General features: G+C 32.0%; 15 protein-coding genes. 13 read left to right on the top strand and 2 right to left on the bottom strand.

Annotation, left to right across the window (positions count from 1 at the left end; genetic code table 11):
- Positions 1-8: 8 nt before the first annotated feature.
- The 4 genes from BUB47_RS03720 (at position 9) to BUB47_RS03705 (ending at position 3,857) form a co-directional block, all read left to right on the top strand.
- Positions 9-800, top strand: a complete 792-nt coding sequence (locus BUB47_RS03720) for an ADP-ribosylglycohydrolase family protein (RefSeq protein WP_073183893.1) — start codon at positions 9-11, stop codon at positions 798-800.
- Positions 801-2,459: a MutS-related protein gene (locus BUB47_RS03715; RefSeq protein WP_073183891.1), complete on the top strand. Its 1,659-nt coding sequence runs from the start codon at positions 801-803 to the stop codon at positions 2,457-2,459.
- On the top strand, positions 2,456-3,058 hold the full coding sequence (locus BUB47_RS03710) for a histidine phosphatase family protein (RefSeq protein WP_073183890.1): 603 nt from the start codon (positions 2,456-2,458) through the stop codon (positions 3,056-3,058). The genes BUB47_RS03715 and BUB47_RS03710 overlap by 4 nt, the downstream gene beginning before the upstream one ends.
- 310 nt (positions 3,059-3,368) lie before the next feature.
- Entirely contained in the window at positions 3,369-3,857 is a 489-nt protein-coding gene (locus BUB47_RS03705; RefSeq protein WP_073183888.1) for a flavodoxin family protein, read from the top strand.
- 19 nt (positions 3,858-3,876) lie between these two features.
- Here BUB47_RS03705 and BUB47_RS03700 read toward each other — a convergent pair whose 3' ends face one another.
- Positions 3,877-4,512 (bottom strand): carboxymuconolactone decarboxylase family protein, encoded by a 636-nt coding sequence (locus BUB47_RS03700; RefSeq protein ID WP_073183886.1) that lies wholly within the window; start codon positions 4,510-4,512, stop codon positions 3,877-3,879.
- A 490-nt stretch (positions 4,513-5,002) separates the two neighbouring features.
- Between BUB47_RS03700 and BUB47_RS03695 the strand changes: the two genes are divergently transcribed.
- The 8 genes from BUB47_RS03695 (at position 5,003) to BUB47_RS03660 (ending at position 14,456) form a co-directional block, all read left to right on the top strand.
- The gene (locus tag BUB47_RS03695; protein WP_073183885.1) at positions 5,003-6,214 is read left to right on the top strand and encodes a hydantoinase/carbamoylase family amidase; all 1,212 of its coding nucleotides are present in this window, start codon (positions 5,003-5,005) and stop codon (positions 6,212-6,214) included.
- A 28-nt stretch (positions 6,215-6,242) separates the two neighbouring features.
- Positions 6,243-7,517: a dihydroorotase gene (locus BUB47_RS03690; RefSeq protein ID WP_073183883.1), complete on the top strand. Its 1,275-nt coding sequence runs from the start codon at positions 6,243-6,245 to the stop codon at positions 7,515-7,517.
- A gap of 18 nt (positions 7,518-7,535) precedes the next feature.
- Positions 7,536-7,766, top strand: a complete 231-nt coding sequence (locus tag BUB47_RS03685) for a hypothetical protein (RefSeq protein ID WP_073183881.1) — start codon at positions 7,536-7,538, stop codon at positions 7,764-7,766.
- Entirely contained in the window at positions 7,763-9,232 is a 1,470-nt protein-coding gene (locus BUB47_RS03680; RefSeq protein WP_073183880.1) for a sodium:solute symporter family protein, read from the top strand. The genes BUB47_RS03685 and BUB47_RS03680 overlap by 4 nt, the downstream gene beginning before the upstream one ends.
- A gap of 21 nt (positions 9,233-9,253) precedes the next feature.
- Complete coding sequence (locus BUB47_RS03675; RefSeq protein WP_073183878.1) at positions 9,254-9,964, top strand: dihydroorotate dehydrogenase electron transfer subunit; 711 nt, start codon at positions 9,254-9,256, stop codon at positions 9,962-9,964.
- Positions 9,961-10,866 carry a dihydroorotate dehydrogenase gene (locus BUB47_RS03670; protein WP_073183877.1) on the top strand — a complete coding sequence of 302 codons (906 nt, stop codon included), beginning with the start codon at positions 9,961-9,963 and terminating at the stop codon, positions 10,864-10,866. The genes BUB47_RS03675 and BUB47_RS03670 overlap by 4 nt, the downstream gene beginning before the upstream one ends.
- Before the next feature lie 112 nt (positions 10,867-10,978).
- Positions 10,979-13,504, top strand: a complete 2,526-nt coding sequence (gene mprF / locus BUB47_RS03665; RefSeq protein ID WP_073183875.1) for a bifunctional lysylphosphatidylglycerol flippase/synthetase MprF — start codon at positions 10,979-10,981, stop codon at positions 13,502-13,504.
- Positions 13,505-13,805: 301 nt separating this feature from the next.
- Positions 13,806-14,456, top strand: coding sequence for a DNA-3-methyladenine glycosylase family protein (locus BUB47_RS03660; RefSeq protein ID WP_073183873.1), 651 nt, complete (start codon positions 13,806-13,808; stop codon positions 14,454-14,456).
- Positions 14,457-14,814: 358 nt separating this feature from the next.
- On the opposite strand, the gene BUB47_RS03655 is transcribed toward BUB47_RS03660, so the two are convergent.
- Positions 14,815-15,516 (bottom strand): tyrosine-protein phosphatase, encoded by a 702-nt coding sequence (locus tag BUB47_RS03655; protein WP_073183871.1) that lies wholly within the window; start codon positions 15,514-15,516, stop codon positions 14,815-14,817.
- Between the two features lie 333 nt (positions 15,517-15,849).
- On the opposite strand from BUB47_RS03655, the gene BUB47_RS03650 reads away from it, so the two are divergent.
- Entirely contained in the window at positions 15,850-17,586 is a 1,737-nt protein-coding gene (locus BUB47_RS03650) for a DEAD/DEAH box helicase (RefSeq protein ID WP_234945626.1), read from the top strand.
- The last annotated feature ends 31 nt before the right edge of the window (positions 17,587-17,617 follow it).

Genomic DNA, 17,617 nt, shown 5'->3' with positions numbered 1-17,617 from the left:
TGAGTGCTATGTATGGAGCAATTATTGGAGATATTATAGGTTCGGCTTTTGAGAGAAGTGGAAGTAGAATAAAGACAAAGAATTTTGAGCTATTTTCTAAAAATTCCAAGCCAACAGATGACTCCTATATGACTGTTGCCGTGGCAAAGGCGATTCTATTGTCAAAGGGCAACAGAGAAAAATTTAAAGTTGAAGTAGTAAGACAGATGAGGTTCGTTGGAAGGGCTCACTTAGACTGCGGATTTGGCAGTAATTTTATTAAGTGGATAGAGTCTGAAAATATGGGAGCTTACGGTTCTATTGGTAATGGCTCTGCAATGAGAGTTTCTCCAGTGGGAAATTATTTTAAAGATATAAAAACTGTAAGCGAGTATGCAAAAATCAGCTCTGAAGTAAGCCACAATACAGAGGACTCAATTATTGGAGCAGAGGCAGTTGCAAGTGCTGTATATTTGGCAAAAAATAAAAAGAGCAAAGCAGAAATTAAATGCTTTATAGAGAAAAATTACAACTACAATTTAAATAAGACAGTTGATGAAATAAGACCAAGCTATGAGTTTAATGCAACTGCTAGGGGAAGTGTTTCAGAGGGAATAATTTCCTTTTTAGATGCAGAGGACTTTGAAGACGCCATTAGAAATGCAGTATCTCTAGGAGGAGATTCAGACACCCTTGCAGCAATTGCAGGATCCGTTGCTGAAAATTATTTTGGAATACCTCCAGAATTTATTAAGAAGGCAAATAAATACTTCAGTAGAGATATTTTAGAAGTTATTTTTAAATTTTACGAGGTGATTTAAGTGAAGGACTACATATATCCAATAGTACTTACATTGGGAATACTATTGTTTTTATTTTTAGTGAACTATACTAGAAATAGAAAATATTTAAAAGCCCTAAGGGCAAAAATTGAAGAGGACTTTGGGAAAAATCCCAGTGACGATAAAAAGGACATAAAAATAGTATCTTCTCTCTATGAAAACACAAAAATGGGAGAGGCTTATATTGATGACATTACATTTAACGATTTAAATTTAAATGCAGTATTTAAATTATTTGACCATAACAGTTCTATAATAGGTACTCAGTACTTTTATAAAATGCTTAGAACGCCAATCTTTGAACACAGTTACCATAAGAGACAAAGAGAAATTAGAGAGTATTTAATAAAAAACATAGACAATACAAAAAATATGAAATTTGAATTTGCAAAATTTGGAAATTTGAAAAGAGATGTATTGGATATTATAATAAATGGAATTGAGTATGAAAGATATAAAGATTTAAAATATCCTGTTTATATTTTTGCATTTACGATTCCCATTGCAATAATAGCTGCAATATTTTTAAAGAAAAATTCATTTTTTTTAATTATAATTATAGTTATTTTAGCCGGAGTAGTTTCAGCGAAAATGAAAAAGGCAACAGAAGGTAAAATAATAGATGTGGGAAACTTATCCTCAATATTAAATTTAAGCAAGAATATTGAAAAATATAATTGCAGTGTATTAGAAGATGAAATGAAAGAAATTGTTAAATTAAACATTGAACTGTCGCCAATCAGAAGAGTTTCCGGAACTTTTGGAGAAAAAGGTGCCAATGTGGAAATGGAAATGGCCTATGAAATGCAAGAATTACTTACAATGAGAAGAGGTCGAAAGTTTTTTAAAATAGTACAATTGGTAAATGAAAAGAAAGAAGAAATTTTAAAACTCTATGAACTACTTGGATATATTGAGGCAAATATTTCAATAGCATCGCTGTATTTATCAGTTAATGGTTGTGATGTGGAGTTTAGCGAAGATAAATTTGACTTAGAGGCTGAAAACTTATACCATCCGCTTTTAAATATAGACACTCAAGTTCCTGTAAGTTTTAACTTTGACAGTGAAAGTGTTTTAGTAACAGGCTCAAATGCATCCGGTAAATCTACTTTTTTAAGAAATGTGGGAATATCCAATGTAATGGCAATGACCATGGGATTTGTATTGGCAGACAGCTATAAGAGTTCAATGCTATATCTTCAAAGTGCAATAAATCTTGAAGATTCAATAGAAAAGGGAGTAAGTTACTTTTTGTCGGAGACGCTGGCTATTAAGAGGATGATAGAGCCTTTTTCTGTGCCAAAGCTCTTAATACTAGATGAAATATTTAAAGGTACAAATACAATTGACAGAATTGCAGCAGCTTATAGCACACTTAAATATATAAGTAGAGACAATAAAGTATTTGCTGCAACTCACGACATTGAACTTACAAAACTACTGGAAGATTACTTTTCAAATTATCACTTTGAAGAGGAAATATTGGAAAATGATATTAAATTTGACTACAAGCTAAAAAAGGGTCCTGCAATTAGTAGAAATGCAATTGAAATTTTAAAGATAAAGGGCTATCCTGAGGAAATAATAGAAAACTCATATAGTCTGTCAAGAAAACTTGAAGAGGAAAAGAAATGAAGATATATTTTACAAGACATGGTGAAACTGTTTGGAATAGTGAAAATAGAATACAGGGGCATAAAGATTCAGAACTTACAGAAAAGGGAATTGAAATGGGACTTTCACTTAGAGAACAAGCTAAAGACATCTCCTTTGACAAAGTATATAGCTCAGACTTAGGCAGAGCATATAAGACAACGGAGTTAATAGTACCAAATCAAGAAATAATAAAGACACCGCTTTTAAGAGAAATAGATGTTGGAAATTGGAGTGGGCAAATTTTTACTGATATTAAAAAGAAAGATGAACTTTACAAAACTTACTTTAACAGTCCTGAAAATTATTTTAGAGATGATGGAGAGAGCTTTTATGATTTAAATGACAGAGTGAGAGAATTTTTTGAGAACTATGTATTTGAAAGTAAAGATAAAAATATATTAATAGTAAGTCATGGTATAACTATTATTTCAATATTTAACTTAATGCAAAATGTGCCGATTGAAAAGTTTTGGACAAATAGAGTTAGAAGAAATGGAGAATTTAACATAGCTAAGTATGAATATGGAAGATTTGAAATTTTAAAAAAAGCACCAAAAAATCCAATAGATACAATATAAAAAATATTTTATAAATACTTAACTATTCCTTAGAACTGTTTAATATAAATTACACAATTCTAATATAAAACTTGCACACAATTTAATTAATATAAGAGTGTAATTTGTTGAAGATATTCTTCAATAAATTCATTCCTCTTGTTAATTATATTTATAAAAGAGCCTCCTACAGGGCTCTTTTATTTTTGGAGTTTTAAAAATATCTACTTGAGATAAAAAATATAAAATTACATATGATATAATTAATAAAAGTAATTTTATAATTATAGCTATAATAGCTATAGAATAAAAATTTAATGGGGGACTACATATGAAAATAACAGTACTATATTATTCGAAGACCGGAACAACAAAAGAAATGGGAGAAAAGATTGCAGAGGGAATAAAATCCGTTGAAGGTGCAGAAGTAAAAGTGTTTTCCTTAGATGAAGTTGATGAAGCTTGGATTATGGAAAGTAAAGCTGTAATAATGGGAACACCTGTATATATGGCAGATATGTGTGGTGCTATGAAAATGTGGTTTGAAACTACAGGCAAGAAATATAAATTGGCAGGAAAAATTGGAGGAGCATTTGCAACTGCAGACTATATACATGGCGGAGGAGATATATCAGTTCAAAATATTTTAAAGAATATGATGGTCTATGGAATGTTGACTTATTCAGGAGGAGGTTCCTATGGAAAGCCGGTAATACATTTAGGGCCAGTTGCAATAAAGGGAGTTCATGAAGAAAGCTATGAGACATTTAATATTTATGGAGAGAGGTTTGCTAAAAAAGTTTTAGAAATTTTTGGATAGATAAAATTAGCATATACTGTTATGAAGTATATGCTAATTTTTTTTGAAATTTTGCTATTGGAGCTGAAGTTATAGAAGCTATAATACTATGGACAATTGAAACCGGTAGATAGATAATTAATGAGAGTATCATTAAAATCTCATAGGAGAGAGAACTTCTCTCGTCTAGTTCATATTTTCCGCTTTTATTTATTCTTGATAGAAGTGAACCCATTGGGATTCCATAGGTATTTCCGGCCATAATAATTTGAATGGCTGCTAAAATAGCCAGTGCCTTTTCTTCTCCATATTCACTTACAACTTCATTCCAAGAAGAATCTGATATAACTCCACGGTTGTCAGCATAGTACTGAGCAAACAGTATTGCAACTCTTTCTTCTTCAGGAATATCAGACATTACGCTGTTTAAAAGAGATTGAATTTCCTTTTGATCAACTCCTGACTCCAGAGCAATTTCTGTGTGTTTGTAAGAGCACATTGCACATCCGTTGACTTCAGTGGTAGCTAGCATAATCTTAGACTTAAAAGATTGTGTTAGAACATTTTTTTTCATATATTTTTTAAATTTTGGAATACTTCTTACACAGTAGTATAAATTTGTGTAAGATTCTTTAAAGTTGTACAATTTTCTTCCGAAAAAATCCTTGTTTTTCATTTTATTCTCCTATATAAATAATTCGTTTTTTTAGGTATAACCTAGAAATTTTGAGACAAAGTACAGTGTAATTTTATTTAAGTTTTACTGTTTAATTTATTTACTATTTTTACAATCTATATCTTTTTATATACCCAATACTCAGTACTAATCAAAGAAATTTCTTTAAATATAGTATAAACTTATGTTAAAATAGCTTTTTTATATATTCTTTTGATAAATTGGTATTGCGCTGAAGTAAAAATTAAGGTACAATAATTATTCTTAATAGAGGAGCTTGTATATATAATACAATATTAATTAAAATACATATTAGGACAAGTGGTATATTCTTTGTCTTAGAACTTAAAATTAATATATGCTCTCAAATTATCGTATAATAAATCTCCAAACCTAATTTTTATATAGGTTTGGAGATTTAGCTATTCTAAGGATATTATTTAAAATATTTTTTAAATAGTAAATAAATTAAAATGGGAGGAGTGAAATTATGGGGTATTCAATTGAAGACATCAGATATTTGGAAACAGCCTTTGAAAAGCTCTATAGTATAGGAGCTATTGAGACTGGAGGAGTTACTAGACTGGGATATACTGAAAAAGAAGATGAAATGCATGAAGTGTTCTTCCAATTGGCTAGGGAAATGGATTTAAAGGTATCAGTAGATCAAGTTGGAAATGGATTTGTATCCAATAGCGACTTAGATAACTATTACTTAGTTGGTTCTCACTTGGATTCAGTAGTTGATGGAGGAAGATATGATGGAGTTGTCGGAGTTTTATCTGGGCTTTTGGTAATGAAGTGGATAAAGAGAGATGGTTTAAATATACCGCTTAAGACAGTTGCCTTTCGATGTGAGGAGTCCAGTAATTTTGGAGTTTCAACAATAGGAAGTGAACTTATTACTAGTGGTAATGGAGGAGATTTTACATCATTAATTGGAAAAGATGGAATAAGTCTTGGGGAAATTTTTTCAAAGAGAGGATATACTTTTAAACCAAACATTATAAAGGGAGTAAGAGAGTATATTGAAGTTCACATTGAACAGGCTAGAGTTTTAGAGACAAACAGAGAAAAAATAGGAGTAGTAACTACTATAGCTGGACCTCGTAGATTTAAGTATCATATTACAGGAAAGGCGGAGCACTCAGGGGCAACACCTATGAATATTAGAAGAGATGCTCTGTGTGCAGCAGCGGAACTGATATTGGAAATTGAGAAAATTGGTTTAGAAGAGTCGGTAGTACACTCCGTTGCTACAACTGGCGTTATAAAAAATATGCCAAATGCATTAAATGTAATTCCCGGAGAAGTTGAGTTACAAGTGGACACCAGGGGTACAAATAGTGAAAGTTTAGATAGAATGGAAAATCACATATACCAAAGTGGGAAAGATATTTGTAAAAAGAGGAGATTGCAGTTTATTAGAGAAAAGTTAGGTGGATCTGAGCCAACGGATATGAGTGTAGAAATGCAAGACAAACTGGAAAGGGCAATAACCAAATTAGGCTATCCCTACAGGAAAATGATTAGTGGCGCAGGGCACGATGCAATGAAAATGGCTAGAGTTTGCAAGACAGCTTTAATTTTTATTCCATGTAAAGATGGAATAAGCCACAATAAAAATGAGTTCACAGATATATCAAGTATTTGCGAAGGTGCAAGTGTAATATATGAGTATTTAAAGCAAGAAGTGAGTTAATTTAATTTAATCGAGAGGAAGTAGAAAAATGATCTTAATAAAAGGAGGCAGAGTAGTCGATCCGAAAAGTGGATTAGATGAAATGAGAGATATTGTCTTAGAGGGAGAAGAAATAAAATACATTGGAAGATTCCAAGAGACAGAAGAGTATGAAAAAGTTATAGATGCAGAGGGAATGATAATTGCACCTGGGCTAATAGACGCACATGTACATTTTAGAGATCCGGGCTTCACCTATAAGGAAGATATTGAAACCGGAGCAAAATCAGCTGCAAGGGGAGGTTTTACCACTGTAGTTTGCATGGCAAATACCAACCCTGTGATAGATAACACAGAAACCTTGAAGTATGTGCTTGAAAAGGGGGAAAGTACACCTATTAATATAAAGGCTGTGGGTACAGTAAGTAAAAATTTAGAAGGCAGAGAACTCACAGATATGAAAAGTCTTTTTGAAGGAGGAGCAGTGGGATTTAGCGATGATGGAATTCCGTTAATGAATGCAGAATTTTTACATGAGGCAATGCTAAGTGTAAAAAAATTAAATGTGCCAATAAGTTTACACGAAGAAGACATATCCCTTATAGGTAGACAAGGAATAAATAACGGAATAGTGTCAAATAAGCTTGGATTTAAAGGAGCACCCAGTGTTTCGGAAAGTTCAATAATAGCTAGAGATACTATGCTGGCACTTGATACAAAGGCAAAAGTGCACATACAACACTTAAGTGCGGCAGAGTCAGTTGAAGTTATAAGGTTGGCAAAGCAAATGGGGGCAAAACTTACAGCAGAAGTAACTCCTCAACACTTTTCTCTAACAGAATATGCTGTGTTGGAAAATGGAACTTTGGCAAAGGTAAATCCTCCACTGCGTACTTTAAAAGATAAATATGCACTAATAGAAGGTTTAAAAGATGGGACTATTGATATAATAGTTACAGACCATGCACCTCACAGCGATGAAGAAAAAGCTCGAAGTATGAAAGATGCCCTTAGTGGAATGATTGGCCTTGAAACATCTTTGGCACTTGGAATTACAAATCTTGTGAGAAAGGGACACTTAACTATGATGGAACTGTTGGAAAAAATGACAATTGCACCTGCAAAGTTATATGACTTTAATTCTGGGTATCTATCAGAAGGCGGAAAAGCAGATTTAGTTATATTTGACGATGAAGAGCAATGGGAAGTAAGGGATTTTTCTTCAAAGTCGTCAAATTCACCTTTTATTGGAAACACACTGTTTGGAAAGGTTAAATATACAATATGTAATGGAGAAATTGTATATTCAGATACTTTAGTGTAATTAGTAAGGAGGTAAATTATGAAGAACAAAATTATTATTCCTATATTCGTTGTATTGTTTATTTTAGGAGCTTTTCCATTTAAGTTTACGGCTCAAAGTGGAAACTATTTATTCGGATGGCTACCGGTTCCATTGGCTTTTTGGTGGTTACTAATGATAGTAAATTTAGTATTTGTTCTAATTGTAAGTAAACACTTTGTAAATGTTTCAGAAAGAGAATCTAAAGATGAAGAGGAGGAAGAAAAATGAACACTGGGGCTATAAGTTTTTTTATAATCGTAGCATATTTAATATTTATGCTTGTAATAACTATTCTAAATAATAGAAAAAAGAAAATGAAAGAAAATGCTGAAGGGTTTTTCTTGGCCGGTCGTGGAGTTAATGCAGTATTACTTCCTCTTACTATGATTGCTGCGATGCAGAGTACATTTGCATTTTTAGGAGCACCGGGAATGTACTATACTCATGGAATTTCATATATGGTGTTAATACTCAGCCAAGTTTGGGTTGCACTAATGGTTATTTACTTTGGAAATAAAATAAGAAAACTGTCAATTAGAAGAGGATATTTGTCAATTGGAGATTTCTTTGAAGATAGATTTAGCAGTTCATATTTAAAAATTTTAGCATCAGTAATATCAGTACTTATGACCATGGTATTTTTGGCAATGCAGTACGTTGGAAATGCAAGAGCACTGTCCATAGTTTCAGGTGGATTTATTACATACAACTCGGCAATAATTGTGGCAGTTTTATTTTCACTGCTCTACGTTTTAATAGGAGGGGCAAGTGGAGTTGTCCTATTAGATGCAATACAAGCAGTTATATTAATGGTTGGAATGGTAGTTGCAGCACTTATTGCCCTTAAACCGGTAGGTGGGGTTAAAGAGCTCTTTGAAATTACTGCTGCAAATATGCCTGAGTTGTTAAGTCGTCCGGGACCTCAAGGTCTTTACAATAATAAATATTGGATGATGCAATTTATAGTACTACCTTTTGGAATATGGCTATGTCCTCACATTTGGAGTAAGTCACTAATGGCAAAGGATGAAAAAGCCCTTGCTCGTTCTGCAATAAGTATACCGGTATCTCAAGTAATTATTTACGGATTTTCCGCACTATTTATTGGACTTGCAGGACATATATTGATAAACCCTGCAGAACTTACTGCAGCTGACAATGTGCTTCCTCTTATGATGACAAAGTACTCTAGTTGGATAGTTGCAGCTTTGGTAATGGCAGCGGCAATATCTGCTGGAACTTCAACAATTAACTCAATGTTACTTGTGACTTCACAAATAGTATCTCAGGACTTAGTATTGTTTGGAAGAAAAGATAAAGTAACTGATAAACAAAATATTTTGATTTCTCGAGTAATTGTGTTTATAATATCTATAGTTTGTGCAATAATAGCACTAAGTCCACCTGAGACACTAGTACAAGTAGTACAAGACGTGGCTTATACTGGACTTGCGCAGTTAGCTCCGCCATTTTTAGCAGGACTTTACTGGAAAAAGGCAAGTAAGAATGGAGCGATTGCAGGACTTACAGTTGGAACTATAATTTTATTTGGAACTAGAATTTTGAACATTTCACCTTTGGGATGGCCGGGATTTATGTGGGCGTTTTTTATAAATATAGCAATCTTAGTAGTTATGTCACTAATAGAAAATCGTGACACTAGGCCGATAGACTATGAGAAAATTTCTGCTTAAGAGATATTAAAGGAGAATAAGATGGCGAAAATAATTTCAAACGAAAAACTTTCTAAAGATTTTTATCTTATGAAAGTGGAAGAAAATAGAGAAGTAAAAATGGGACAGTTTTATATGTTAAGAGCATGGGAACACTACCCTACATTGTCTAGGCCAATAAGTATATACGATTCAGATGGAGAGACAGTGTCATTTTTATATAAGGTAATAGGTGAAGGTACAGAAATATTTTCAAACTTAGATGTGGGAGATGAAATAACACTGCAGGGACCACTTGGAGAAAGCTTTCCTGAAGTAAATGGAAAAGTTGCAATGGTAGGCGGAGGTGTGGGAATAGCACCACTTTACCTTGCAGCAAAAAATATTAAGTCTTTAGACCCGAAAAACAAAGTGGATATATATTTAGGGTTTAGCGACGTAGCACTACTAGAAGATGAATATAAAAAAGTATGTGACAATTTATCTATAAATGTTGGAGGATTTGTAACAGATGATATAAATCCTGAAGAATATGACTATATATTTACCTGTGGACCTGAGATAATGATGAAGGTTTTATATGAAAAGTGTAAGGCTGCCGGAGTTGAAGACAGACTTGTAATATCAATGGAAAGCAGGATGGCCTGTGGAGTTGGGGCTTGCTTTGGATGTACTTGTGAAACAACTGGTGGAAATAAAAAAGTTTGTAAGGATGGTCCAATATTTAAAGCTCAGGAGGTGTTTGAAGTATGAAAAACTTATTGCAAACAGAATTTGCAGGAGTTAAGCTAAAAAATCCAATAGTCCTTGCCTCTGGAACTTGTGGATTTGGGCGTGAGTACAGTGAGATTTTTGACATAGAAAAGCTAGGTGGCATTGCATCTAAAGGCTTGACTTTAAATCCTCGTGGGGGAAATAGCGGAATAAGAATTTGGGAAACACCTAGTGGAATGATGAACAGCGTTGGCTTGGAAAATCCTGGTGTGACTCCATTTATTGAAAATGAGCTGGACTGGGTCAATAATTTAGATGTTGTAAATGTTGTAAACCTTGGAGGGCACTCTGTTGAAGACTATGTGAGGGGAATAGAGCTCTTAAATGAAGTTGATTTAGATATACTGGAGTTAAATATCTCATGTCCCAACGTAAAGGCCGGAGGAATGAACTTTGGGGTAAAGACAGATATGGCAAGAGATATTGTGAAGACTATGCGAAAGGTCTGTAAGCATAAGCTAGTAGTGAAACTCTCTCCAAATGCTGAAGATATAGTGGAAATTGCAAAGGCATGTGAAGCAGAGGGAGCAGATGGAATTTCGTTGGTAAATACTTTTTTGGCACTGGCGATAGATATTGACAAGAAAAAAGCCGTCTTTGACAATTTATATGCGGGGCTTTCAGGACCGGCGATTAAGCCGATAGCACTGCGAATGGTAAATCAAGTTTCAAAAGCTGTAAAAATTCCGGTTATGGGACTTGGTGGAGTAACAACTTGGCAAGATGCAGTAGAATTTATTATGGCAGGAGCTACTATTGTACAAGTTGGAACTGCAAGTTTTATGAATCCGTCGATTTCACTGGACATAATAGATGGAATGCAAAAATATGCGGAAAGTGAAAACTTAAATAACATTAGTGACATTAGGGGAATAATATAATAGTAAATGGGAGATAGTATCTATCTCCCATTTTTGTATAAAATTTAGCACAAATAATCTCCTTGAATTAGAAAGTTGTTTATATTAATATAAACATTTGAGGATGTGTTATATGATTAATTTTTTACAGGGAAATTCTAAAAACATAAAGAAAATTTTATCTATTTCTTTTACTATTTTCTTCTTTGTATTTGGAATTATAGAACTTAGCAGAATAAATTTTAAAGAGTACAGTAGTTTATTTTTAAGCTTAAATTATTTAGAAAGATTTGAAATAACTTTATTTGGATTAATAGCTTTTTTATTTGGAAGTTGTTATGATTTTATACTGTGTAAATATTTTAATCTGGATTTAAAAAAATCTAGTATATTAAAAGTAAGTTTTGTTGCGCAGGGGTTTAATAATTTTTTAAGTTTTGGTGGATTAGCTGGAGCAAAGATTAGAGTGGACATGTTTGGAAATGAAGGTGTAGATAGAGATACTACATTTAAAATTTCTCTTGGCGCCTTAGTTTCTGAAATATTGGGATTAATAGTACTTATAATTCCGGCATTATATATGATGGGAAGTAATTTAAACAAATACATATATTTATTAGCTATATTAGTTTTATATATTCCGGCATATTTTTTGCTGGGAAAATTTAAACCAAATAAGCTAAAAAATATAGCTGATAAAAACTTTCCCTACAGTTTTTTAGATAGTGGAGTAAAGACAAAATTGTTGCTGGGCTCAATAGTTGATTGGGTAGTAGTAGCATTATTTTTTTCTCAGGTAGTTAGGATAATAAATCCGGAGATATCTATAAACAAAAGTGTTTTTGTATATGTAATAGCTACGCTTATTGGAATATTGTCATTTATTCCGGGAGGACTTGGAAGTTTTGACTTAACTGCAATGGTTTTATTTGGTTCAATGGGATATTCCACAAGTCATATATTTATTAGCTTGGTAATATATCGCATAAGTTACTATGTAGTTCCATGGCTAATAAGTGTAAGTATTTACGTAGTTAGTGAATTTAAAAATAGAACAAAAAAAGTTATAGTGTCACAACAAGTTATTAGCATTGTTCTTTCAATATTAATATTTTTTAGTGGGCTGACTTTAATACTATCAGCTGCTACACCTGAAATGCTCTATAGAATAAGGTTAGTAGACAATGTTTTTCCGATGGCAATTAGAGAAATATCCAGAGGTATAACTATAATAATAGGAATTTTACTAATTGTAATGTCTAGGGGAATAGCACTAAAGATAAAGAGAGTGTACAAATTGAGTTTGTATTCTCTGCTATTTGGTGCAATGCTCTGTATATTTAAAGGCTTTGACTATGAAGAGACCTTTATTTTACTACTCTATGCATTTTTGCTATATATTTCCAGAGACATATATAATAAAGAGCACGTTAGCACTAGACCAAGAGATTACTTTAGCTTGGAAATGACAATTTTTATAGTGTTAGTATTATATGTAGTGATTTACAATATTACACATGATATTAACTTTTACTATTCAGAACAAGCCTACAGTGTGAAGTGGCTAATGGCAAATCCTTTAAAAGTAATATTATTTTTACTTTTCCTTGCATTTGTATTGTCAATGTTTATGTTTACAAGAAAGAAGTATTTGCAATTTGAAGATGTAAGTGAAGAGTCAATAGGCAGTTTTGTAAACTTTATGAAGGACTATAGCGGAAATCACTTTACCCATATGTTTTTTACAAGAGATAAAAACTACTTTATAAACTCTAAAAATACCGTTTTAATGCAATATCGTACGAGAAATGACAATTTAATTGTATTGGGAGATCCAGTTGGATTGGAAGATGACTTTGAAGAGTCAATAGATGAAATTATAGACTTTGCAGAAAGTTACGATATGAAAGTGAGTTTTTATGAGGTCTTAGGAAAAAATCTAGAAATATATTCAAATCAGGGATTTTCAGCTATAAAGCTGGGAGAAGAGGCTACAGTAAATTTAAGTGAATTTTCTTTAGAGGGCAATAAAAACAAAAATTTAAGAAGAATTGAAAAGAAGATGGAAAGTGGAAACTATAAGTTTGAATTTGTATATCCTCCCTTTGAAGACAGTTTTTTAAATAGACTAAAAGAAATTTCTGATTCATGGTTAGGTGGCAAGGAGGAAATGGGATATTCTATAGGGCGATTTGATAGATACTATTTAAACTGCGCACCTATAGCAATACTGAAAAATGAAGAGGATATGATTTTTAGCTTTGCAACATTTTTCCCAATAGTAAACACAAAGAAGTTTTCTGTAGATTTAATGAGATTTGACAGAGAAAACAGCATAGGTGGGGAAATGGATATGCTGTTTATATCTCTACTTCAGTGGGGCAAGGAAAATGGATATGAGAGTTTTTACTTTGGAATGGCACCACTTTCAAATGTTGGTACAAAGAGGTATTCAGGAACTAAGGAGAGAGTTTTAAAATTAGTATATGAATATGGCAATCAACTCTACTCATTTAAAGGACTTCGCTCTTATAAGGAGAAGTTTCACCCTAAATGGAGTGGAAGGTATTTAATATATAAAAATGATATTAATTTGCCGGATATTTTAATATCTCTGCTGCATTTAATCCACCATACAAATAGCGACAATGAAATTTAAAAATAAATAAAAATTAAAAGTAGTGGGCTGGATATTAATTTATTCTGCTCACTACTTTTAATTTTTACAGTTAAGAAGGTCTGGTTATTAAGAGCTTTAGTGTTCAATTATCTTCCATATGCTATACTGTTAACAATAGTTATTTTATAAAGAGGACTGTCTAAAATGTTAAATAGATTAAATACTGTTAGACCAATTTTAACCTTCACTGTATTGGCAGTTATACTGTGCTGTATATTTATAATTATTATTAAAGAGTTTGAAAATAAAAAATAATAAATTAATATTGAGGATGGAAACTATGTATTTTGAATATGGAGATATGGAAGTTGAATACTTAAAGAAAAAAGATAAAAAATTGGCAGAGGCAATAGAAAAAATCGGTCCAATAGAGAGGGAAGTTGACACTGATTTATTTTCTTCAGTAGTGCATCATATTGTAGGGCAACAAATATCTACTGCAGCTCAAAAAACTATTTGGAATAGAATGAATAGCTCACTGGGAGAAATAAATGTAGAGACTATCAATAGTGCAAGTCCAGATGAATTGCAGTCCAATGGGATTACTTTTAGAAAGGCAGATTATATAAAGGACTTTGCCAGAAAAGTTTACACCGGAGAGTTTGATATTTTAAGTATAGAAAATAAAAGTGATGAGGAAATAATAGAAGAATTAGTTAAATTAAAGGGAATAGGACTGTGGACTGCAGAGATGATTTTAATATTTGGGCTACAGAGAAAAAATGTATTTAGTTTTGGCGACTTGGCAATTCACAGAGGACTTAGAATGCTCTATAGACATAGAAAAATAACCGAGGAGCTATTTGAAAAATATAGAAGAAGGTATAGTCCCTATGGTTCAGTGGCAAGTTTGTATATATGGGCAATTTCCGGAGGAGCAATCCCTGAAATGAAAGACTGTGCACCTAAAAAAATTGTAAAGAAAAAGTAATACAATATATAATTAATTCTAAATTTAAAAATATAAAAAAATATGTGTAAAGTATATGTAATTAAAAAAGTAAGCTTTATTTATATTGTAGAGGATATAAAATAAATAAAAGAAGAGTTGAAAGAATCAACGTAGTATAAGTAGAGGTGTTGTTCGTTCAACTCTTTAGAAAATGTTACAATGTAATTATATTAACACATAGAACTAAAGTAAAGCGATATAGTGTAAACTTTAAGTAAAGTTGTGTAAATTAATATTTATACTCTCAAGTGTAGAGTGTGAATAAATGAAGCTTTATAGTTTATAAATTATTAAAGAAAAAGACCTTGCTTTTTAAAAAGTGAGGTCTTTTTTTATTTTAAAATACTCCAAAGGACTTTCTAATAATATCAAGCTCTCTTTCCTTGACGCCTATTTTATTTAAGTATCCCATTGGCCCACTGTAGTTTTTATCTATCCAATTTAAAGTGGATTCCATTGCTTCAGGAGGTGCGTAAAATAAAAATCTTATATCCTCAGGATATTTTTCAAGCACTTCTTGAAGAGGTTTTGTAGTAGCGTAGTCCTGTATAATCTCATCATATCCCACATTTGCAGTTGAAAGTAGAAGCATAGATAATATACCGGTTCTGTCTTTACCTGCAGTGCAATGGTATAAGACACCACTTTCCTCTATAGAATTTGAAATCACATTAAAGATTTTTTTGAATTCTTCTTCCTGATCTTTTAAGAGAGCAATATACATATCATTTAATGCAGTGGGCATTGGCACTTTGTTTTTTGCAATTTCCGACTGAAATTTATCCAGCATTGGCATCCAAAAGTGATGTTTTACTTTTACTTTGTCCGGCCTCTTTTCAACTTCAATTTTTGAACGCAAGTCAATAACTGTGTTAATATTAAGATATTCAATTTTTTTATTTCCAACTTCTGTAATACTGTTTAAACTTCCAGCTCTAATAAAAGAACCTCTCTTTAAAACGTTTCCATCTCTATTTATTATCCCGCCTAAGTCGCGAACATTTCTAACCCCATCTATTTGAAGAATTCTATTATTCATTTTGACAACCCTTTCAAAATAATTTCTATAATAATATTATATCATATTGAGATTTATTTTTAGAAGAGGACAACACAACAAATTAAAAGTTGAATATGCTAAAATAAATTTGGGAAAAATAGTTTACTGCGTTAGTAAAAAATAAAATAATTAAAAAATACGAAAATGAAGAAATGACAAGAGAGCAAATATGTGGTATTATTAATGTTCGAATAGATTTAATTAAATTAGATTAAAATAAAATTAAGTGTAGAAAGGCAAAATTCTATATTTTTTAGGATTTTGTCTTTTTTAATAAAATATGTTGATTTATTTATAATTGAGAATTAAATTATGAAAAAGGAAAAAGAAAGAGGTAAAATTTATTTAATGACAGAACAAAAATTTGAAAATTTTAACCTATCAGAAGAGGTAGTAAAGGCAGTTTCAGATATGGGATTTGAAGAATTATCCCTAATACAAGAGCAGGCTATACCTTATTTGATGGAAGGCGAAGACGTTATAGGTCAAGCGCAAACGGGAACGGGAAAAACTGCTGCTTTTGGAATTCCAATAGTTGAAAAAGTCGATTCTAATAGTAATGATGTACAGGCACTTGTGCTTTGTCCAACAAGAGAATTGTGTATTCAAGTATCAGAAGAAATATCTAAACTGGCAAAATACAAAGTAGGTCTAAGAGTGCTTCCAATTTATGGTGGACAGCCAATAGACAGACAACTAAGAGCTTTAAAAAAAGGTGTACAAATTGTAATTGGAACACCTGGAAGAGTAATAGATCACATTAAGAGAAGAACTCTTAAAACAAACAATATAAAAATGTTTGTACTTGATGAAGCAGATGAAATGTTTGACATGGGTTTCAGAGATGATATTGAACTAATCTTAAAAGATGTTCCAGAAGATAGACAGTCACTATTCTTTTCAGCTACAATGGATAAGAATATAATGAAATTTGCAAAAAAATATCAAAAAGATCCTAAGATTGTTCAAGTAGTAAAAAAAGAACTTACAGTTCCAAAAGTAACTCAATTTTACTATGAACTTAAGAGCAGTATTAAAACAGAAGTGCTTTCAAGAGTATTGGATATTTACAATCCTAAATTGACTGTAGTATTTTGTAATACAAAGAAAAAAGTTGATGAGCTAACAGGTGAACTACAAGGTAGAGGATACTTTGCAGATGGACTACATGGCGATTTAAAGCAAGGTCAAAGAGACGTAGTTATGAGTAAATTTAGAAGAGGATCTATAGATATTCTAGTTGCAACTGACGTTGCAGCAAGGGGAATAGACGTAGATGATGTAGACTTAGTTGTAAACTATGATATGCCTCAAGATAATGAATACTACGTTCACAGAATAGGAAGAACAGCAAGAGCCGGTAGAGAGGGAACTGCAATAAGTTTCGTAACAGGCAGAGACTACAATATTTTACGTGATATTGAAAAATATACAAAAACAAATATTGATAGGAAAACTCTTCCAACTTTAAAAGACATAGAAGTAAAGCAATCATCTAAAATAATAGAGACAATTAGAGGTATTTTAGAAGAGGGCGAACTTGAAAAACAAATTGAAATAGTAAGTCTTTTAGAAGGTGAAGAATATTCACCAACACATATAGCAGCAGCTATATTAAAACTCTATAGTCAAGAAAACAGATTAGATGGTCATCAAGAAATTGATGCAGTAGACAATAAAAATAAATCTGACTTTGGAAGAGATAGAAGAAATAAGCCGGACAACAACAGAAGAGATAGGGACAGAAGAGACAGAAAAGGCGGAGACTTTAAGAATGATAGAAAGCCAAGCAGAACACTTAAAAACTCTACAAGAATATTTCTAAATGTGGGTAAGAAAAAAGGAGTATCTCCAAAACATATTTTGGCAGCTCTTTGTAATGACGCAGAAATTCCATCAAAAGATGTTGGAAATATAGATGTATTTGACAAATTTACTTTTGTAGACATAAGTGAGAAATCAGTAGATAAAGTAGTTGCAAAATTAAATAACAAACACATTAACGGTTCAAAAGTAAACGTTGAAAAGGCAAATACAAAAGATAATTAATAAATTTAAAGGCAATGCTCTAATAGCACTG

The organism is Anaerosphaera aminiphila DSM 21120 (genome assembly GCF_900129925.1).
Classification (GTDB): Bacteria; Bacillota; Clostridia; order Tissierellales; family Peptoniphilaceae; genus Anaerosphaera; species Anaerosphaera aminiphila.
Note: the sequence above shows the minus strand (reverse complement) of the source record. Positions and strands in the feature narration are given on the sequence as shown.